The sequence below is a fragment of the Bacteroides cellulosilyticus DSM 14838 genome, from assembly GCF_000158035.1.
Classification (GTDB): domain Bacteria; phylum Bacteroidota; class Bacteroidia; order Bacteroidales; family Bacteroidaceae; genus Bacteroides; species Bacteroides cellulosilyticus.
Genome location: NZ_EQ973491.1, coordinates 1,295,703 through 1,311,750 on the forward strand (window position 1 = coordinate 1,295,703; position 16,048 = coordinate 1,311,750).

Sequence of the window (16,048 nt, forward strand, 5' to 3'; positions counted from 1 at the left end):
GCGTCTGACTGGTAGTCATTGTGATATTGCTTCCCTTCTGGATAAGGGTAGTATCGATCACATGTATTTTCCGGTTGCCGTATTGTCCGTAATCGGCGAGAAATACCAATCCGGTTGTATCTACTGCCATCTGATGCGAATAAAATCCGTTGTTTACATCGAAACCATCCAGACTTCCACGTGAGTAGTAATTTATATTCTGATATTTTTCCGCACTCACATCACTTTGCAAGGTTACTTGCAGACCATCTTTCATGCGCACTATTATGTAATCGTCTACAATAGCCATTGCATGTGTATGAAACAACTGTGTGTTTCCATGCCCCCAGTTACGGTTCCCGATTCGGGTGATAAATTTCAGTGTATGTACATCAAACACATCAATGCACGAGCTTATATTGGCGAGATAAAGCCTCTCATTAGCTACGGAAATGGCCTCTACGTAATTACCGAATGTTTGCATTACATCATTGTAGGTCCATGTATTTAATGAACCTAATTTCTGATGAGCGGACAAACTGTATAATTCCACGCTGAAATGTCCGTTTTGAGTATTGGCAATGAAAAGGGTGTCACCGTATATATATGTACAACCGGGCATGAATTCATCGGAAGCATACCCAAGCTTTTCTGCATTAATCACTTCTCCGGCTTTGTATGAGTAGTAATAATGTATGGATGAAGGTTGGTCCGGTTCCACTTCCCGGATAACGTCTTCTATCTTTGTCTTTTCACATGAAAGCAGGCATAAACCTGCGAATAGTATATATATTATCTTCATTTCTTTCTTCTTACTTCAATTCATTTAATGGGATGCTTGTCACTGTACCTGTTCCGCGGTTTATCACAAAGAGAGTCTGGCGGGCCAGGGCTATTTTCTCCGGATTGCTAAAAGACTTTCCGTTTATGGTAGAATAGTCTTTTAAGATGCTTCCATCCTGGGGATTGATTTCTACAAGACATTCTGGCTTTTGATTTAAAGTCACAAACATACGACCGTCCCAGGAAACCACATCATAGGCTTGCGTTGGTAACTTCAGGGTGCGGACCGGGTTTAATACTTTCTGTTCACGCATGGTAGTAAGATCATAGGCATAGATTTCCTTTTTACCAATGTGGGTAGTATAAAGTATATTGTCTTTATCTATTGTCATTCCGTATGTTCCCATCACTTCGCCTACATTGTTGAAACGGCAGTAGTTCGGTATGCGCATACAATTATCCGCTATGACATCTTTTTCCATAAAGACGCAAACACGCCTTTTATCACGGATGAATACACAACCGTTTTTTACTAAAGTTTCGAAAGCATGTACGGTTTGATAGCTGCCTTCACCCCATTGTCCGTTTCCGATACATGTTATAAATTTCAGTGTCGTGGCATCAAAAACATCTGTCCGGCTACTCGTATTGGTTACATATATTTTGCCATGGGCGGCTGTAATTCCATTGGGTTCACCGGCAAAAGTTTCGGATGTGCCGTTGCGTGTCCAGTTTCTGATACGTCCACAATGGATTACTTGCCCGTTCTTCTCTTGGAAGACTTCTATACTATAGTTTCCGGTAGCATTATTAACTATGTAAATGCGATCCTGATAGGCTGTAACATCTTTAGGTTTGAAAGTCGTTTCCGTAGCTTCGGGCACGTCCGACCATTTTAATGACACCGATAATGGGGTACCGTCTGCAATGTTTTCGTTGTCTTCTACTGGATGAAAACCGAGGCCGCCGTCTATTGCATCCAGTTCCGGATCTTCTATGACGAATGTGGAACCTACATATTTAGAACTACCGTATAGGGTAGTCGCATTTTTACGGGTATGCATAAAACGCCGTGAGTAAACAGGGAGACGTTTCTCCTGACCTAACTTCAGATAGACAGCACGTCCCAGGGTGATCCATCCGGGACCTGTCTGCTCATAGGTCATGTTACCGTCGTGCCCGTATCCGAGGCAATGCCCTATTTCGTGGAAGACGGTATGTATGTTGTATTCATCATCGGGATAATGCTGTAGAAAGTACCATTCTGCCAGACCTAAAGTGTAGCCTCCACCCAAACCGTTTACACCACTGACGTGTCCGAGAAGGTATGCGCCGTGGTTTAGTACTTTCTGCTTCAATTGATCGACATTGATGACTGTCTTATTATTATCGCTATGTAGCTTTCCTCTGTATTTCTCCAGTTCGTCTGCGAATTCCTGTGAAGAGAATGCGTATGCTAGGTTTAACATCAGAGCCACGCCTTCCCGACAATGGGCAGGGCGTATCGGATAAGCCCAGCTTCCTTGGCGGCTATAGGCAGAGAAAGAAACTTTATACTGAGGTATTACATCGGTCATTTTCTTATAAAGCGGATCTTCACAGTCGATGCGTAAAGTCAAATCTGCCGCACTGATATGGGGATTAGCTTTGATCACGATTGTTTTTCCGGAAGCAGTGGTGTATTCCTTGTCTCCGGAAATTATGGGAAGCGCTTTATGAAATTCAATGAAGCCGGGTACCGTAAGTTGTTGGCCTTTATTAGTGTAATATGCCGGGCTTTGATGCAGACGATAGGGTATATCGGGCTATATTCCTTTTTTATGTTAAAACGAAAGATCCTATTAAACTTTTTGTTTTTCCTGTTGTCTTATAAACATCAAGATTCAATAGGTATAAATAAAATATAGTATGGTATTAGTTTTATGAAACGGGCGGAACATTTTCGCCCGTTTTTATTTCTTTTGCTTTTCCCTTGCATTTTTGCCTCCCTTTTTGTTCCTTTGTTCCCGTTAATTGTAAACAAATGGTAGAATGAGAAACGTATTTTACTTCTGGATATGTATAGCGATGTGGCTGTTGTCAGCTTGTTCTTCTCAGAAAAAAGAGGATAGGGGAGATATACAGGTACTGATGAAAGACAGTGTGGATGCCAATGGTTTGCAACGTATGCAGGTATCTGATAGTAAGACCAGTTTTACGTATAAAGGTAAGGAATATCAATCGAGCGTGGTTCGCAGGCCGGATGACAGTTTACCTGTTGTGATTAATGAACAAGGAGATAAATTTGTTGATAACAGCATTACTCTGCGTATAACTTCCGGCGGCAAGTCTATTGTTGACAAGGTGTTTACAAAAGAGAGTTTTGCTTCGTTAGTGGATGCAAAGTTCATGAAACATTCTATCCTTGAGGGACTGGTGTATGATAAGACCACACCTCAGGGGATCGTTTATGCGGCAAGTGTGTGCTATCCGCAGTCCGACCTTTACATTCCACTATCGATTACTGTATCTGCCGATGGCAAAATATCCTTGGCGAAAGAAGAATTGCTGGAAGATTTGCACGAAACAGACAGCATTTGATCAAAGATTCCAGATTGTTTCCTAATTTATGAGTTTCCTTTGCCGGTATGAAAATCCTGATTGTAGAAGATGAACCGGATTTGCGGGAAACGATCCGCATTTCCCTTGTAAAAGAGCATTTCGTTGTGGAAACTGCTGCCGATTACTTTTCGGCACTGGATAAAGTGAATGACTACGATTATGACTGTATCCTGCTGGACATTATGCTGCCTGGTGGAAGCGGTCTGGATTTGCTGCGCGAACTCAAACGCCTGCATCGTAGTGACAGTGTGTTGATTATTTCTGCCAAGGATTCTTTGGATGATAAGGTGGAAGGGCTGGAATTGGGCGCTGATGACTATCTTACGAAGCCTTTCCATTTGGCCGAGCTCAATGCGCGGGTGAAGTCTGTTATTCGCCGCCGACAAGCAAAGGGTGATGTTTCCATTACAATGGGAAATCTGTTGCTGTATCCTGACAAGCGCCAGGTAGAGGTAGGAGGAGTGCCTTTACAACTTAACCGGAAAGAATTCGATCTGCTTTATTATTTTATAGTCAATCCTGATCGCGTTATTAATAAAATGAGTCTTGCGGAGTCTGTGTGGGGAGATAATATCGACCAGGTAGATTCATTGGATTTCATTTACTCACAAGTGAAAAATCTTCGTCGTAAACTGAAACAAGCTGAGGCTACCGTAGAACTGAAGGCAGTATATGGTTTTGGCTATAAACTCTCTGAAGTATGAAACTGCTTCATTATACCTATCGGAAACTCTCATTGCTGCTATTGCTGTTGATGGCGGTATGGGGGGTATTGTTTTATTATGCCATTATTGACGAAGTGATGGATGAAACGGATGATACGCTTGAAAATTACAGTGAGATATTAATCAATAATGCCTTGATGGACCCGTCTATTCTTGATACGGAGGGGACATTGATGTCTTTCTACAAATTCCGGCCTATATCCGAAGAAGAAGCTGAGGACTATGATGAAGAGTTTTATGACTCTACTGTCTATATAGAAAGCGAAGATGAAGATGAGCCGGTGAGGGTACTAAAGACGGCTTTCCGTATGCCGGATGGGCAGTTTTATGAACTGGAACTGATGATTTCCATCTTGGAGCGTGATGATATGGTGGAGGCTATCCTGTGGTATTTGGGAGCATTGTTTCTGCTGTTTTTGATTTGCACATCCATCGGAACACGACTGATACTGCAAAGTGTATTTCGCCCGTTGCATCGCCTGCTGAACTGGCTGCAACAAATTCAGCCGGGCAAGGAGCTTCCGGTGTTGGACAACCCGACGAAGATACGGGAATTTCAGCAGTTGGGTGATGCGGCTGTGGATATGGGAAACCGTAGTTATAAGGCGTATGAGGAACAGAAGCAGTTTATAGAAAATGCTTCGCATGAGTTGCAGACACCGCTTGCCATTGTTCGTGGCAAGATTGAGTTGCTTGCGGAGAATGAGTCGATGACGGAAGAACAGTTGAAAGAGCTGGATGAAATATATACTACATTGGGCAGAGCTGTCAGACTGAATAAATCTTTGTTGTTGCTTTCCCGTATTGAAAACGGACAATATACCGAAACAGAAGATGTTTCGGTAGATGAAGTCTTGGATGAACTATTGCCTGATTTGATGGATATATATGAAGGCAAGAAAATACATCTGGTACGTACGAAAGAGACGGAACCTTTCGTGATTCGCTGCAACCTTTCCCTGGCACAGATTTTGGTTTCCAATTTGGTGAAAAATTCTTTGGTGCATAATCGTGAAGGCGGTGAACTGCATATAGCGACTACGCCTTCTTCTCTTACTATCATGAACAGTGGTGAACATCCGTTGGATGGAGAAAAGTTGTTCCGGCGTTTTTATCGCAGTATTGATGGGAAGAAGGATTCTACCGGTTTGGGGCTTGCCATCGCCCGTTCCATTGCTTTGTCCGCCTCTCTCAGTCTGACTTATAAATGGCAGGAAGGAATGCATCTGTTCTTGCTTGTTAAAGAATCTCAAAAGAAAAGCTAAAGGCGAATATTCCCAAATCTTTCCCGATTCAGTATCGTTATTTGCAGTGTGAATAAAAATAGGAAATAAATTAGTAACACTTAAAAACAATAACGATTATGAAGAAGGTTTTATCTATTCTCGTATTGGCTATCGTAGCCGTTCAGTTCGCTTTTGCTGGTGATGTGATTACCAAAGACGTAAAGGAACTTCCATTGACTGCGCGTAACTTTATCAATCAGTATTTCAGTAAACCGCAGATTTCATACATCAAGATAGACAGTGAGTTCCTGTCCAAGAAGTATGAAGTGACACTGACTGACCGCACGGAGATTGACTTCGACAAGAAAGGTAATTGGATGGAAGTAGACTGTAAAAAGAATGCTGTGCCTGCCGCCCTTATCCCAGCCTCTGTAAAAGATTACGTAAAGGCTAATTTTCCTAATGAAATTATCACTAAGATAGAGCGTAAAAGTACGGGGATTGAGGTGGAACTTGCCAATGATTTCTCTTTGAAATTCAATAAGAAAGGACAGTTTGTCAGTTTGGATGACTAATGGAGGGAGAAAATGATGAAAACAAGATTCTTGATGTTAGCGATGATGATGTGCATGACTGCATTGACATTCAGTGCATGCAGCGATGATGATGACGATGATAAGAGTATCAATGTGCCGGAGGCTGTAACACAGGCTTTGAAGCAGAAATATCCAAATGCTACGGACGTAGACTGGAAGCAGAAAAGCTCGTATTTTGTGGCCGATTGCTGGCTGGACGGAAAAGATTCCGATATATGGTTTGATGCCAATGGAAACTGGTGGATGACAGAATCGGAAATATACTGGAATGATGTTCCCGGAGCTGTCCAGACTGCATTTAATAATAGCGAATATGCAAACTGGGTACAAGATGATTATTATTTTTTGCTGTATCCGTTGCAACCCATGCAATATGTGATTGAAGTGAAGCAGGGGAATCAGAAGTATCAGTTATTCTATTCGGAAGATGGAGGGCTGATGAATACTGTGAATGTAACGGGAAAGGATGATACGATTTATCCACCGGAAGAGTGAGAAAGCTACAAGCTACGAGCTACAAGAGTCCTGCGGCTTGATAGCGTTTAGCAGTTCAAAGACTGACATAGCGCAGCAACTTGTAACTCGTAGCTTGTAACTCAATTACATTGGTCGGTAATCTTTTGCCAATCCCCCTTCGCTGGTTTCTTTATAGAGTGAAGGCAGGTCGTTTCCGGTTTCTTTCATTACTTCTACAACCTTATCGAAAGATACACGGTGCATTCCATCGGTGAATGAGGAATAAAGGTTGGCATCCAGTGCACGGGCGGCGGCATAGGCATTTCGTTCGATACAGGGGATCTGTACTAATCCGCAAACCGGGTCACAGGTCATTCCCAGATGATGCTCTAATCCCATTTCAGCTGCATATTCTATTTGAGCCGGACTGCCACCGAATAATTGATTGGCAGCGGCTGAGGCCATAGCACAAGCTACCCCCACTTCTCCCTGACATCCAACTTCCGCTCCCGATATGGATGCGTTTGTCTTTACAATGTTTCCTACAAGACCGGCAGTGGCAAGTGCGCGGAGGATGCGGATATCGCTGAAATCGCGGCTCTTTGCCAAATGATATAACACTGCCGGCATTACACCGCAGGAACCGCAGGTAGGTGCAGTAACTATGGTTCCGCCTGAAGCGTTCTCTTCACTTACGGCAAGGGCATAGGCAAATACCAGTCCACGGGATTGCAGGGATTGTTTGTATCCGCTGGCGCGTATATAATAAGTAGAGGCTTTGCGACGCAGGTTCAATGGACCGGGCAATACGCCTTCCTGTTCCAGTCCGCGGCGAACGGCTGCCTGCATGGTTTTCCAAACTTCTTGCAAGTAATCCCAGATATCTTCTTCCTCACATTCTTTAACGTATTCCCAATAACTTTTTCCGGTTTTTTCGCACCATTGCAGAATCTCAGTCATGTGGTTCATAGAGTAGATATCAGGAGTGTTGACGGAAGATGCACCATCGTTTTCTTCGGCTAAAGCACCACCGCCCACGCTAAATACTGTCCATGAATCTGTTTCATTGCCTGCTGCATTTACAGAAACGAACTTCATCCCGTTGGGATGAAAAGGCAGGAATATTTTCGGTTCCCAGATGATTTCTACCGGAGCGGCAGGTTGCAGGGTATCGGTTATGGCTATATTAGTCATATGCCCTTTACCGGTGGCGGCAAGGCTACCGTATAAAGTAACTTTAAATGAGGAGGCTTCCGGATGTTTTTCCAGAAATAGCTCGGCAGCTTTGCGAGGGCCCATTGTATGGCTGCTTGATGGCCCTGTACCGATACGGTAGAGTTCTTTGATTGATTTCATACTATTTTATTTATAGGTCAACAACTGTAATTCCTGCACCGCCGAATTGCACATGCTCATCGGCAAAGTGTCTGATACCGGGAACTGTTTGCAGGTACTGGCGAATAAGTGTACGCAAAATGCCCGTGCCTGTTCCGTGAAGAATACGTACGCGGGACATCCCAACAAGAATGGCATCGTCAATAAAGTAGGTCACTGCCTGCAAAGCTTCATCACCCCGCATACCGCGTACGTCGATGTCTTGTTTGAAGTTCAGTTTCTTTTCGTACATACTGTCCTGCGTCTGGTTGCTAACAAATGTGCTCTTGGTAGAACTGTCTACCTTTTGCGGAACAATGTTTGTACGCTCCAGACGTTCCACTTTAATGGTAGTCTTTATACTACCGAATGCTACAACGGCATTTTTTCCATTTACTTCCAGGACTTCGCCTACTGAATTCTGTCCTTTTATCTTCACCATCGCTCCCGGTACAATGCTTGCCAGGCGCTCTGCTTCCTGCTTGGCTTTTTGCGCAGCCTGCTCCTGTGCTGATAATCCGTTATCAGTATCTTTTGTTTTCTTTTCTTTCTTACGATTCTGCTTTTCCTGCAATTTCTGCATTTTACGGGCTATTTTCTCCTCCTGTTCTTTAGAGGCAAGAGCTTCCATCGATTGACGGAATTCCGTCAACTCTTGGCGTGCCTGGCGAGTCTTTTCTTTTTCAGCCTGTGCTTCCTTAATGGTACGGATGGTATTCTCAATTCGGGCATTGGCCTCTTGTACCAGTTGTTCTGCTTCTTCCTTGGCTTTTTTAATAATCTCCTTGCGAGATTTTTGTAAATCTTCCATTTCTGCCTGATAACGGGCGATGGTGTCTTCCATATGTTTCTCGCGTTGGCGGATGGTCTGGCGTTTGCCTTCCCAATATCGCTTGTCACGTACAATGTCTTGCAGGTATTTATCAGCATTGATGTATTCACTGCCCACAATTTCGGATGCGTCAGCAATCACATCTTCCGGAAGACCGATCTTTCTGGCTATTTCTACGGCAAATGAACTTCCGGGGTTACCGATCTGAAGTTGGAATAAGGCCTGCATCAGGTGGCGGTCATATAACATAGCTCCATTTACTACCCCCTCATGGTCTTCGGCAAAGTGCTTCAGATTCTGGTAGTGTGTAGTAATAACACCGAAAGTTAACTTTTGGTTGAAACGTTTCAGTACAGCTTCGGCTATGGCACCACCGATTTGCGGTTCTGTTCCGCCGCCGAATTCATCGATCAGGATGAGGCTACGTTCATTGCAGTTCTTCATCATTATCTTCATATTGGTAAGATGAGAAGAATAAGTACTCAAATCATCTTCAATGGATTGCTCGTCACCTATATCAATGAATATGCTGCTGAAAATACCCGCATGGCTGCGTTCATGCATGGGAATGAGCATCCCACATTGCAGCATATACTGTAATAACCCTACTGTTTTGAGACAAACGGACTTACCACCGGCGTTTGGACCGGATATAATCAATATGCGCTGTTTCTCGGTTAGTTCTATATCGAGGGGAACTACCTTTTTCCCATGTTTGGAGAGGGAGAGTTGCAGTAATGGATGGACTGCCATGGTCCAATCCAGTAAGCGCGTATTCTCAAGTGCGGGTTTTATACCGGATATTTGCAGGGCAAACAAGCTCTTGGCACGGATAAAGTCTATCTCGGCAAGGAATTCGTAAGACTGCAATACCTCGGGAATAGAAGGACGCAGCAGATTGGAGAATTCCACCAGAATACGGATAATCTCTCTACGCTCATCTCCCTCCAGTTCACGGATACGATTGTTGGCTTCCACTACCTCGGCAGGTTCTATGAACACGGTTTTTCCACTTGCCGATTCATCATGCACGATACCTTTTATCTTCCGTTTCAGCCCCGGAGCAACCGGAATTACCAAACGTCCGTCACGCATAGTAGGAGTAACATCTTTGTCTACCACACCTTCGGATTGGGCGTTGCGCAGGATACCATTCAATGAACGGGAAATACTGTTCATGGTGTTTGTCAATTCCCGGCGAATACGTGCCAGTTCGGATGAAGCATTGTCTTTTATCTTTCCGTACGGTGAAAGTATATTATTTATCTTCTGGATCAATTGCGGGAATGCCAGGATATCTTTGGCGAGATTCCGAAGGCAAGGGTAGGGGGAATCTTCCTCCTCCATATCTTCTTTTTCCAGAAAGCGTACGATGTCCCGTATCGTTTCCAGCGAACGGCGTAAGTCGAAAAGTTCCTGTTCGTCCAGATACATTCCTTCAACGCGTATCCGTTTGAGGGATGGACGGACGTCGAAAAAATACTGTGCGGGGAAGTTGTCTTCTTCCTGTATAATGCGTACAAATTCAGTCACGAGGTTCAGGCGCTCCTCCACTTCCTCAAAGTGATCGGAGAATGCCATATCGGTAACTCGTTCGGCGCCTAGCGTACTAAGGCATTTTTCACTTAGTAACTGGCGTATTTGGTCGAAACCTATTTTATATTCAAAGTTCTGCGGGTATATCATGTTGCAAAAGTACGATTTATTCGTGAAAAAAATAGCAGGAAGTTTGTAGATTTAAAAATGATTTGTACCTTTGCACCGCTTTAAGAGAAAAGCACTTCTTGAAAGAGGAGTTTGGAGAGGTGGCAGAGTGGTCGATTGCGGCGGTCTTGAAAACCGTTGTACTGCGAGGTACCCGGGGTTCGAATCCCTGTCTCTCCGCTAAAAGCAGCTAAATAATGGCTGCTTTTTTATTGAAAATACTTACCGGAATATACAAGGAGAGATGCTCGAGTGGTTGAAGAGGCACGCCTGGAAAGCGTGTATACCCCTAAAGGGTATCCGGGGTTCGAATCCCCGTCTCTCCGCAGGTTGATAAACCGTTTTTATTATTTCTTTCTACTACTTTCCCTGATTTGCAGATTTGTCGGAATGATTACTTGTCTGACTGTTCTATCCCCTTTGATTTGGTCTATTAATAAACGACAAGCCGTTTCTCCCATTTTATAGGTCTGATGTGATACTGCCGATAGTTTCGGTTCTACATAGTTGGCATGTTGTTCGTCTGTATAACCGATGATAGCTATATCTTCCGGAATGCGAAGGCCGTGACTTTTAATAACTTCTATGGCGGCAAAGGCTAATGTGTCATTCATGGCAAGAATGGCATCGGGAGGTTGAGGAAGGGATAACAAAGCTTCCGTTGCTATTTTGCCCTCTTCATAATCTATTTTCCGACAGATTACCAGTTCTTTTTCAATGGGAATATGATTGTCACGGAGAGCTTCCAGGTAACCGTGTTTTCTTCTTGTCACAATATCCAAATGGTTAGCTCCTCCTATGAAAGCCACTCGTTTACTACCAGTATCCAATAAATGTTGGGTAGCCATTTGTGCCGATTGCACTCCATCTGCTACTACCGAAGAAAACTGGTCGGTCAGGCAAACACGGTCGAAGAGGATGAGTGGCATATTAATATCCTTCAGGGCAGCAAGATGAGTATAATCTGTAGTTTCTTGGGACAGACAGGCAATGATACCCTCTACCCGCATATTGACTAAATTCTCAATATTCCTTTTTTCATATTCGTAGGATTCGTGTGAAGTGGTGATGATGATAAAGTATCCGTTGTCCACTGCCATATTCTCTATCCCGTTCAGGATGGATGCGAAGAAATGGGTAACGATATCCGGTACAACAACTCCAATGATACGCGGGGTATTCTTTCGCAGGCTCATGGCAAAAGGATTGGGACGGTAATTCATTTCTTTTGCCAGCTTCTTGGCTTTAGCGCAAAGCTCACTGCTAATTTCAGGGCTGTCTTTTAGTGCCCTGGATACAGTGGGAATGGATACGCCTAATGCTTGGGCGAGATCTTTTAATGAAGTATGTTTCCGGTATTCCATTTCTTAAGTCAGCTATATTAGATTCATTTACAAAGAAAACACATTCCCCGATAAAAGAGGGTATGGAAGGATGTTTTTTTTACGTAAACCATTACGTATTGTTTTCGCTTCTTATATGCTGTCTTGAAATTATTCTTACCCTATTTTTGTCGCATCTAAAAACTTTTAAATTTAATTAGTTATGCAATACCATGAAATCGGAAAGACAGGGATGAAAGTATCATCTCTCAGTTTTGGAGCTTCTTCTTTAGGAGGGGTTTTCCATGATGTTAAAGAGAAAGAAGGAATTGAGGCTGTGTTTACTGCTGTCGAATCGGGCATGAATTTTATAGATGTTTCCCCTTATTATGGGCATTATAAAGCAGAGACTGTTTTAGGAAAGGCTTTGAAAGACATACCACGTGACCGGTATTATCTTTCTACCAAAGTGGGACGTTATGGAAAAGATGGTGTCAATACTTGGGATTACTCTGCAAAACGTGCGGTAGAAAGCGTATATGAGAGCATGGAACGTCTGAATATCGACTTTATCGATTTGATTAATGTACACGATATTGAGTTTGCTGATCTGAACCAGGTTGTTAATGAGACATTGCCGGCATTGGTAGAATTGCGTGAAAAAGGAGTTGTCGGACATGTCGGAATCACTGACTTGCAACTTGAAAACCTGAAATGGGTAATTGATCACTCACCCAGTGGTACGGTAGAATCTATACTCAATTTCTGCCATTATTGCCTGTGCGATGACAAGTTAGCGGATTTTCTTGATTATTTTGAATCGAAAGGAATAGGCGTGATAAATGCTTCTCCGCTATCCATGGGATTGTTGAGTGAACGGGGTGTTCCTGCATGGCATCCAGCTCCAGAACCTTTGGTGGATGCTTGTCGCAAAGCAATGGAATACTGTAAAGCAAAGAATTATCCTATTGAGAAATTAGCTATGCAGTTCTCTGTTAGTAATCCTCGGATTGCGACTACATTGTTCAGTACAGCCAATCCGCTGAATGTGAAAAAGAATGTCTCTTTTATTGAAGAGCCGATTGACTGGGCGCTGGTGCATGAAGTACAGGAAATTATTGGGGAACAGCAACGCGTAAGTTGGGCTAATTCTTAAAATATAGCTGTCTATATGGACTATACAATAATTGATGCCCATGCCCATCTATGGTTGCGGCAAGATACGGTGGTGGATGGGTTTCCCATTCGTACACTGGATAATGGACGTTCGTTGTTTATGGGAGAAATCCGCCAAATGGTTCCTCCCTTTATGATGGACGGGGTGAATAGTGCAGAAGTTTTCCTGTCGAACATGGACTATGCGCAAGTGGCTGCTGCTGTTATTACACAGGAATTTATTGATGGTATTCAGAATGAATATCTGGCAGAAGTTATTTCTCGTTATCCTGATCGCTTCTTTGTTTGCGGAATGTGTGAGTTCCGTAAGCCCGGGTTTCTGGCACAGGCAAAAGAACTCATTGCAAGAGGTTTCAAAGCTATTAAAATTCCGGCTCAACGCCTGTTGCTTACAGAGGGACGGGTGATGCTGAATAGTGAGGAAATGATGCAGATGTTCCGATATATGGAAGAGCGGGATGTGATGCTTTCCATAGACTTGGCGGACGGAGCAACGCAAGTTCCCGAGATGCAGGAGGTCATTCAGGAGTGTCCCCGGTTGAGAATTGCTATCGGGCATTTCGGAATGGTGACACGTCCGGATTGGGAAGAACAGATACGGCTGGCTCTTCATCCCAATGTGATGATTGAATCAGGAGGAATAACCTGGCTTTTCAATGATGAGTTCTATCCTTTTAAGGGAGCAGTAAAAGCTATACGGAAAGCTGCCGAACTGGTCGGGATGAAGAAACTGATGTGGGGATCGGATTATCCGCGTACTATTACCGCAATCACTTACAAAATGTCGTATGATTTTATAGTGAAATCACCCGATTTGCAAGAAGATGAAAAAAGGCTGTTCCTTGGAGAAAATGCCCGGAAATTCTATGGATTTACTGATCTTCCTGTATTGCCATATATCAAAAACATGTCTGAATAAGAAGATAATAATACCATGAAAAAAAATACTTATACGATACCTTTGGCGCTGGTCTTCTGCCTTTTTTTCCTTTGGGCAATTAGCAGCAATCTGCTCCCGACAATGATACGGCAGTTGATGAAAACCTGTGAACTGAACACCTTTGAGGCGTCATTTACCGAAACTGCCTATTGGCTTGCTTACTTCATTTTCCCGATTCCGATAGCTATGTTTATGAAGCGTTATAGCTACAAAGCAGGCATTATTTTCGGTTTATTGTTGGCGGCATTGGGTGGTTTGCTCTTTTTCCCGGCTGCCATGTTGAAAGCCTATTGGGCCTATCTCTGCATTTTCTTTATCATAGCTACCGGTATGTGTTTCCTGGAGACTGCTGCTAATCCGTATGTTACCGTTTTGGGGGCGCCCGAAACAGCACCGCGACGGTTGAATCTGGCACAATCTTTCAACGGACTCGGCGCCTTTATCTCTGCTATGTTTCTGAGTAAACTGATTCTGAGTGGCACGCATTATACACGTGATACTTTACCCGTAGATTATCCGGGTGGCTGGCAGGCTTATATACAAGTAGAGACGGATGCAATGAAGTTCCCTTATCTGATGCTGGCCTTGCTGTTGGTGATTATAGCAGTGGTGTTCATATTTTCCAAATTGCCGCAGATAGGAGATGAAAGTAAGACTCCTTCTTCCGGTTCAAAGAAAGAAAAGTTGATTGACTTTGGTGTACTGAAACATTCACACTTGCGTTGGGGGGTAATTGCGCAGTTCTTTTATAATGGCGGGCAGACAGCGATCAACAGTTTATTCCTTGTCTATTGCTGTTCTTATGCAGGACTTCCGGAAGAAACCGCAACAACTTTCTTCGGACTTTATATGCTTGCTTTCCTTGTAGGGCGCTGGATTGGTACAGGACTGATGGTGAAATTCCGTCCGCAGGATATGTTGTTGGTTTATTCCTTAATGAATATTCTTTTGTGCGGAGTGGTAATGATTTGGGGAGGTATGGTAGGATTATATGCTATGCTGGCTATCTCTTTTTTCATGTCTATTATGTATCCTACCCAGTTCTCTCTGGCTCTGAAGGGATTGGGTGACCAGACAAAAAGTGGTTCGGCTTTTCTCGTGATGGCTATTGTCGGTAATGCCTGTCTCCCTCAGTTGACGGCTTATTTCATGCACGCCAATGAGCACATTTATTATGCAGCTTACTGTGTACCGATGATTTGCTTTATATTCTGTGCCTACTATGGCTGGAAAGGTTATAAGGTTATTGATTAAACAATTAATTTCAAATATATAAAATGAAAGCAGTTCAAATAGTCAACCCCTCTGAAATGAAGGTGGTTGAACTTGAAAAACCGGTGGTTGGTGCCGGTGAGGTGTTAGTGAGAATTAAATATGTGGGTTTCTGCGGTTCCGATTTGAACACCTTCCTGGGGCGTAATCCGATGGTAAAATTGCCTGTAGTGCCAGGGCATGAAGTAGGTGCGGTAATTGAAGAAATAGGTCCGGATGTTCCGGTAGGTTTTGAAAAAGGAATGAATGTGACTCTGAATCCATATACTAATTGTGGTAAATGTGCCTCGTGCCGCAATGGTCGTGTCAATGCCTGCGAACATAATGAAACATTGGGAGTGCAGCGGAATGGCGTGATGTGTGAGTATGCTGTATTGCCCTGGACTAAAATTATTCCGGCAGGTGATATTTCTCCGCGTGATTGTGCCTTGATTGAGCCGATGAGTGTGGGATTTCATGCCGTTTCGCGCGGTCAGGTGATTGACAATGAATATGTGATGGTCATCGGTTGCGGTATGATTGGTATAGGTGCTATTGTTCGTGCCGCTCTTAGAGGTGCCATTGTTATTGCTGTGGACTTGGATGATGAGAAGTTGGAGCTGGCTCGGAGAATGGGAGCGTCTCATACGGTTAATTCTAAAACGGAAGATGTGCATAGCCGGATTCAAGAGATTACGGAAGGTTTTGGAGCTGATGTTGTGATTGAAGCTGTCGGTAGTCCTGTGACTTATGTAATGGCTGTGGATGAAGTTGCTTTTTCAGGGCGTGTCGTTTGCATTGGTTATGCGAAAAGTGAAGTCGCTTTCCAGACGAAGTATTTTGTCCAGAAAGAATTGGATATACGTGGTTCCAGAAATGCATTGCCGGCCGACTTTCGTGCGGTCATCAACTATATGAAGGCAGGAACTTGCCCGGTAGAAGAATTAATAACGAAGGTAGCAGTACCTGAAGATGCATTGGAAGCTATGACGGAGTGGGCGGCTAATCCTGGAAAAGTATTCCGTATCCTTGTACAGTTATAAGAGATTTCAAGGTCTTTTAAATAAGGCTTTTTTAAAGTAA

Annotated in this window: 14 protein-coding genes and 2 tRNA genes; 11 read left to right on the forward strand and 5 right to left on the reverse strand. The window is 43.5% G+C overall.

All coding sequences use genetic code 11. From position 1 onward, the window contains the following. Both BACCELL_RS26910 and BACCELL_RS17330 read right to left on the reverse strand, forming a co-directional pair. Nucleotides 1-781 (reverse strand): YncE family protein (locus BACCELL_RS26910; protein WP_007213258.1); only part of this gene is annotated, 781 nt, incomplete at its 3' end. Between the two features lie 10 nt (nucleotides 782-791). Further along, nucleotides 792-2,417 carry an NHL repeat-containing protein gene (locus tag BACCELL_RS17330; protein WP_007213259.1) on the reverse strand — a complete coding sequence of 542 codons (1,626 nt, stop codon included), beginning with the start codon at nucleotides 2,415-2,417 and terminating at the stop codon, nucleotides 792-794. A 376-nt stretch (nucleotides 2,418-2,793) separates the two neighbouring features. On the opposite strand from BACCELL_RS17330, the gene BACCELL_RS17335 reads away from it, so the two are divergent. From BACCELL_RS17335 to BACCELL_RS17355, 5 genes are all read left to right on the forward strand, one after another. Continuing rightward, nucleotides 2,794-3,342: a DUF4738 domain-containing protein gene (locus BACCELL_RS17335; RefSeq protein WP_007213261.1), complete on the forward strand. Its 549-nt coding sequence runs from the start codon at nucleotides 2,794-2,796 to the stop codon at nucleotides 3,340-3,342. Nucleotides 3,343-3,389: 47 nt separating this feature from the next. Next, nucleotides 3,390-4,067 carry a response regulator transcription factor gene (locus BACCELL_RS17340; protein ID WP_007213262.1) on the forward strand — a complete coding sequence of 226 codons (678 nt, stop codon included), beginning with the start codon at nucleotides 3,390-3,392 and terminating at the stop codon, nucleotides 4,065-4,067. Further along, nucleotides 4,064-5,353, forward strand: coding sequence for a sensor histidine kinase (locus BACCELL_RS17345; protein WP_007213263.1), 1,290 nt, complete (start codon nucleotides 4,064-4,066; stop codon nucleotides 5,351-5,353). The genes BACCELL_RS17340 and BACCELL_RS17345 overlap by 4 nt, the downstream gene beginning before the upstream one ends. A gap of 98 nt (nucleotides 5,354-5,451) precedes the next feature. Then, a complete protein-coding gene (locus tag BACCELL_RS17350) occupies nucleotides 5,452-5,889 on the forward strand; it encodes a PepSY-like domain-containing protein (RefSeq protein WP_007213264.1) in 438 nt (145 codons plus the stop codon). A gap of 12 nt (nucleotides 5,890-5,901) precedes the next feature. Continuing rightward, complete coding sequence (locus BACCELL_RS17355; RefSeq protein WP_007213265.1) at nucleotides 5,902-6,405, forward strand: PepSY-like domain-containing protein; 504 nt, start codon at nucleotides 5,902-5,904, stop codon at nucleotides 6,403-6,405. A 105-nt stretch (nucleotides 6,406-6,510) separates the two neighbouring features. On the opposite strand, the gene BACCELL_RS17360 is transcribed toward BACCELL_RS17355, so the two are convergent. Together BACCELL_RS17360 and BACCELL_RS17365 are read right to left on the reverse strand one after the other, a co-directional pair. Further along, entirely contained in the window at nucleotides 6,511-7,722 is a 1,212-nt protein-coding gene (locus BACCELL_RS17360; RefSeq protein ID WP_007216032.1) for an L-serine ammonia-lyase, read from the reverse strand. A 10-nt stretch (nucleotides 7,723-7,732) separates the two neighbouring features. Further along, nucleotides 7,733-10,258 (reverse strand): endonuclease MutS2, encoded by a 2,526-nt coding sequence (locus tag BACCELL_RS17365; RefSeq protein ID WP_007213267.1) that lies wholly within the window; start codon nucleotides 10,256-10,258, stop codon nucleotides 7,733-7,735. Nucleotides 10,259-10,371: 113 nt separating this feature from the next. Between BACCELL_RS17365 and BACCELL_RS17370 the strand changes: the two genes are divergently transcribed. Both BACCELL_RS17370 and BACCELL_RS17375 read left to right on the forward strand, forming a co-directional pair. Then, nucleotides 10,372-10,456: transfer RNA gene (locus BACCELL_RS17370), tRNA-Ser, on the forward strand. A gap of 58 nt (nucleotides 10,457-10,514) precedes the next feature. Next, a tRNA-Ser gene (locus tag BACCELL_RS17375) sits at nucleotides 10,515-10,602 on the forward strand. A 21-nt stretch (nucleotides 10,603-10,623) separates the two neighbouring features. Here the strand turns inward: BACCELL_RS17375 and BACCELL_RS17380 are convergent. After that, entirely contained in the window at nucleotides 10,624-11,640 is a 1,017-nt protein-coding gene (locus tag BACCELL_RS17380) for a LacI family DNA-binding transcriptional regulator (RefSeq protein WP_007213268.1), read from the reverse strand. Nucleotides 11,641-11,821: 181 nt separating this feature from the next. Between BACCELL_RS17380 and BACCELL_RS17385 the strand changes: the two genes are divergently transcribed. The 4 genes from BACCELL_RS17385 to BACCELL_RS17400 are packed head-to-tail and all read left to right on the forward strand — an operon-like array spanning nucleotide 11,822 to nucleotide 16,008. Then, on the forward strand, nucleotides 11,822-12,754 hold the full coding sequence (locus BACCELL_RS17385; RefSeq protein ID WP_007213269.1) for an aldo/keto reductase: 933 nt from the start codon (nucleotides 11,822-11,824) through the stop codon (nucleotides 12,752-12,754). A 15-nt stretch (nucleotides 12,755-12,769) separates the two neighbouring features. Further along, nucleotides 12,770-13,693, forward strand: coding sequence for an amidohydrolase family protein (locus tag BACCELL_RS17390; protein WP_007213270.1), 924 nt, complete (start codon nucleotides 12,770-12,772; stop codon nucleotides 13,691-13,693). Between the two features lie 15 nt (nucleotides 13,694-13,708). Continuing rightward, nucleotides 13,709-14,968 carry an L-fucose:H+ symporter permease gene (fucP, locus tag BACCELL_RS17395; RefSeq protein ID WP_007213271.1) on the forward strand — a complete coding sequence of 420 codons (1,260 nt, stop codon included), beginning with the start codon at nucleotides 13,709-13,711 and terminating at the stop codon, nucleotides 14,966-14,968. Nucleotides 14,969-14,991: 23 nt separating this feature from the next. Continuing rightward, nucleotides 14,992-16,008 (forward strand): zinc-binding alcohol dehydrogenase family protein, encoded by a 1,017-nt coding sequence (locus BACCELL_RS17400; RefSeq protein WP_007213272.1) that lies wholly within the window; start codon nucleotides 14,992-14,994, stop codon nucleotides 16,006-16,008. The last annotated feature ends 40 nt before the right edge of the window (nucleotides 16,009-16,048 follow it).

Coding starts and splice junctions, on each gene's coding strand:
- BACCELL_RS17335 (WP_007213261.1), top strand. CDS start 2,794: ATGAGAAACGTATTTTACTTCTGGATATGTATAGCGATGTGGCTGTTG.
- BACCELL_RS17340 (WP_007213262.1), top strand. CDS start 3,390: ATGAAAATCCTGATTGTAGAAGATGAACCGGATTTGCGGGAAACGATC.
- BACCELL_RS17345 (WP_007213263.1), top strand. CDS start 4,064: ATGAAACTGCTTCATTATACCTATCGGAAACTCTCATTGCTGCTATTG.
- BACCELL_RS17350 (WP_007213264.1), top strand. CDS start 5,452: ATGAAGAAGGTTTTATCTATTCTCGTATTGGCTATCGTAGCCGTTCAG.
- BACCELL_RS17355 (WP_007213265.1), top strand. CDS start 5,902: ATGATGAAAACAAGATTCTTGATGTTAGCGATGATGATGTGCATGACT.
- BACCELL_RS17360 (WP_007216032.1), bottom strand. CDS start 7,722: ATGAAATCAATCAAAGAACTCTACCGTATCGGTACAGGGCCATCAAGC.
- BACCELL_RS17365 (WP_007213267.1), bottom strand. CDS start 10,258: ATGATATACCCGCAGAACTTTGAATATAAAATAGGTTTCGACCAAATA.
- BACCELL_RS17380 (WP_007213268.1), bottom strand. CDS start 11,640: ATGGAATACCGGAAACATACTTCATTAAAAGATCTCGCCCAAGCATTA.
- BACCELL_RS17385 (WP_007213269.1), top strand. CDS start 11,822: ATGCAATACCATGAAATCGGAAAGACAGGGATGAAAGTATCATCTCTC.
- BACCELL_RS17390 (WP_007213270.1), top strand. CDS start 12,770: ATGGACTATACAATAATTGATGCCCATGCCCATCTATGGTTGCGGCAA.
- fucP (WP_007213271.1), top strand. CDS start 13,709: ATGAAAAAAAATACTTATACGATACCTTTGGCGCTGGTCTTCTGCCTT.
- BACCELL_RS17400 (WP_007213272.1), top strand. CDS start 14,992: ATGAAAGCAGTTCAAATAGTCAACCCCTCTGAAATGAAGGTGGTTGAA.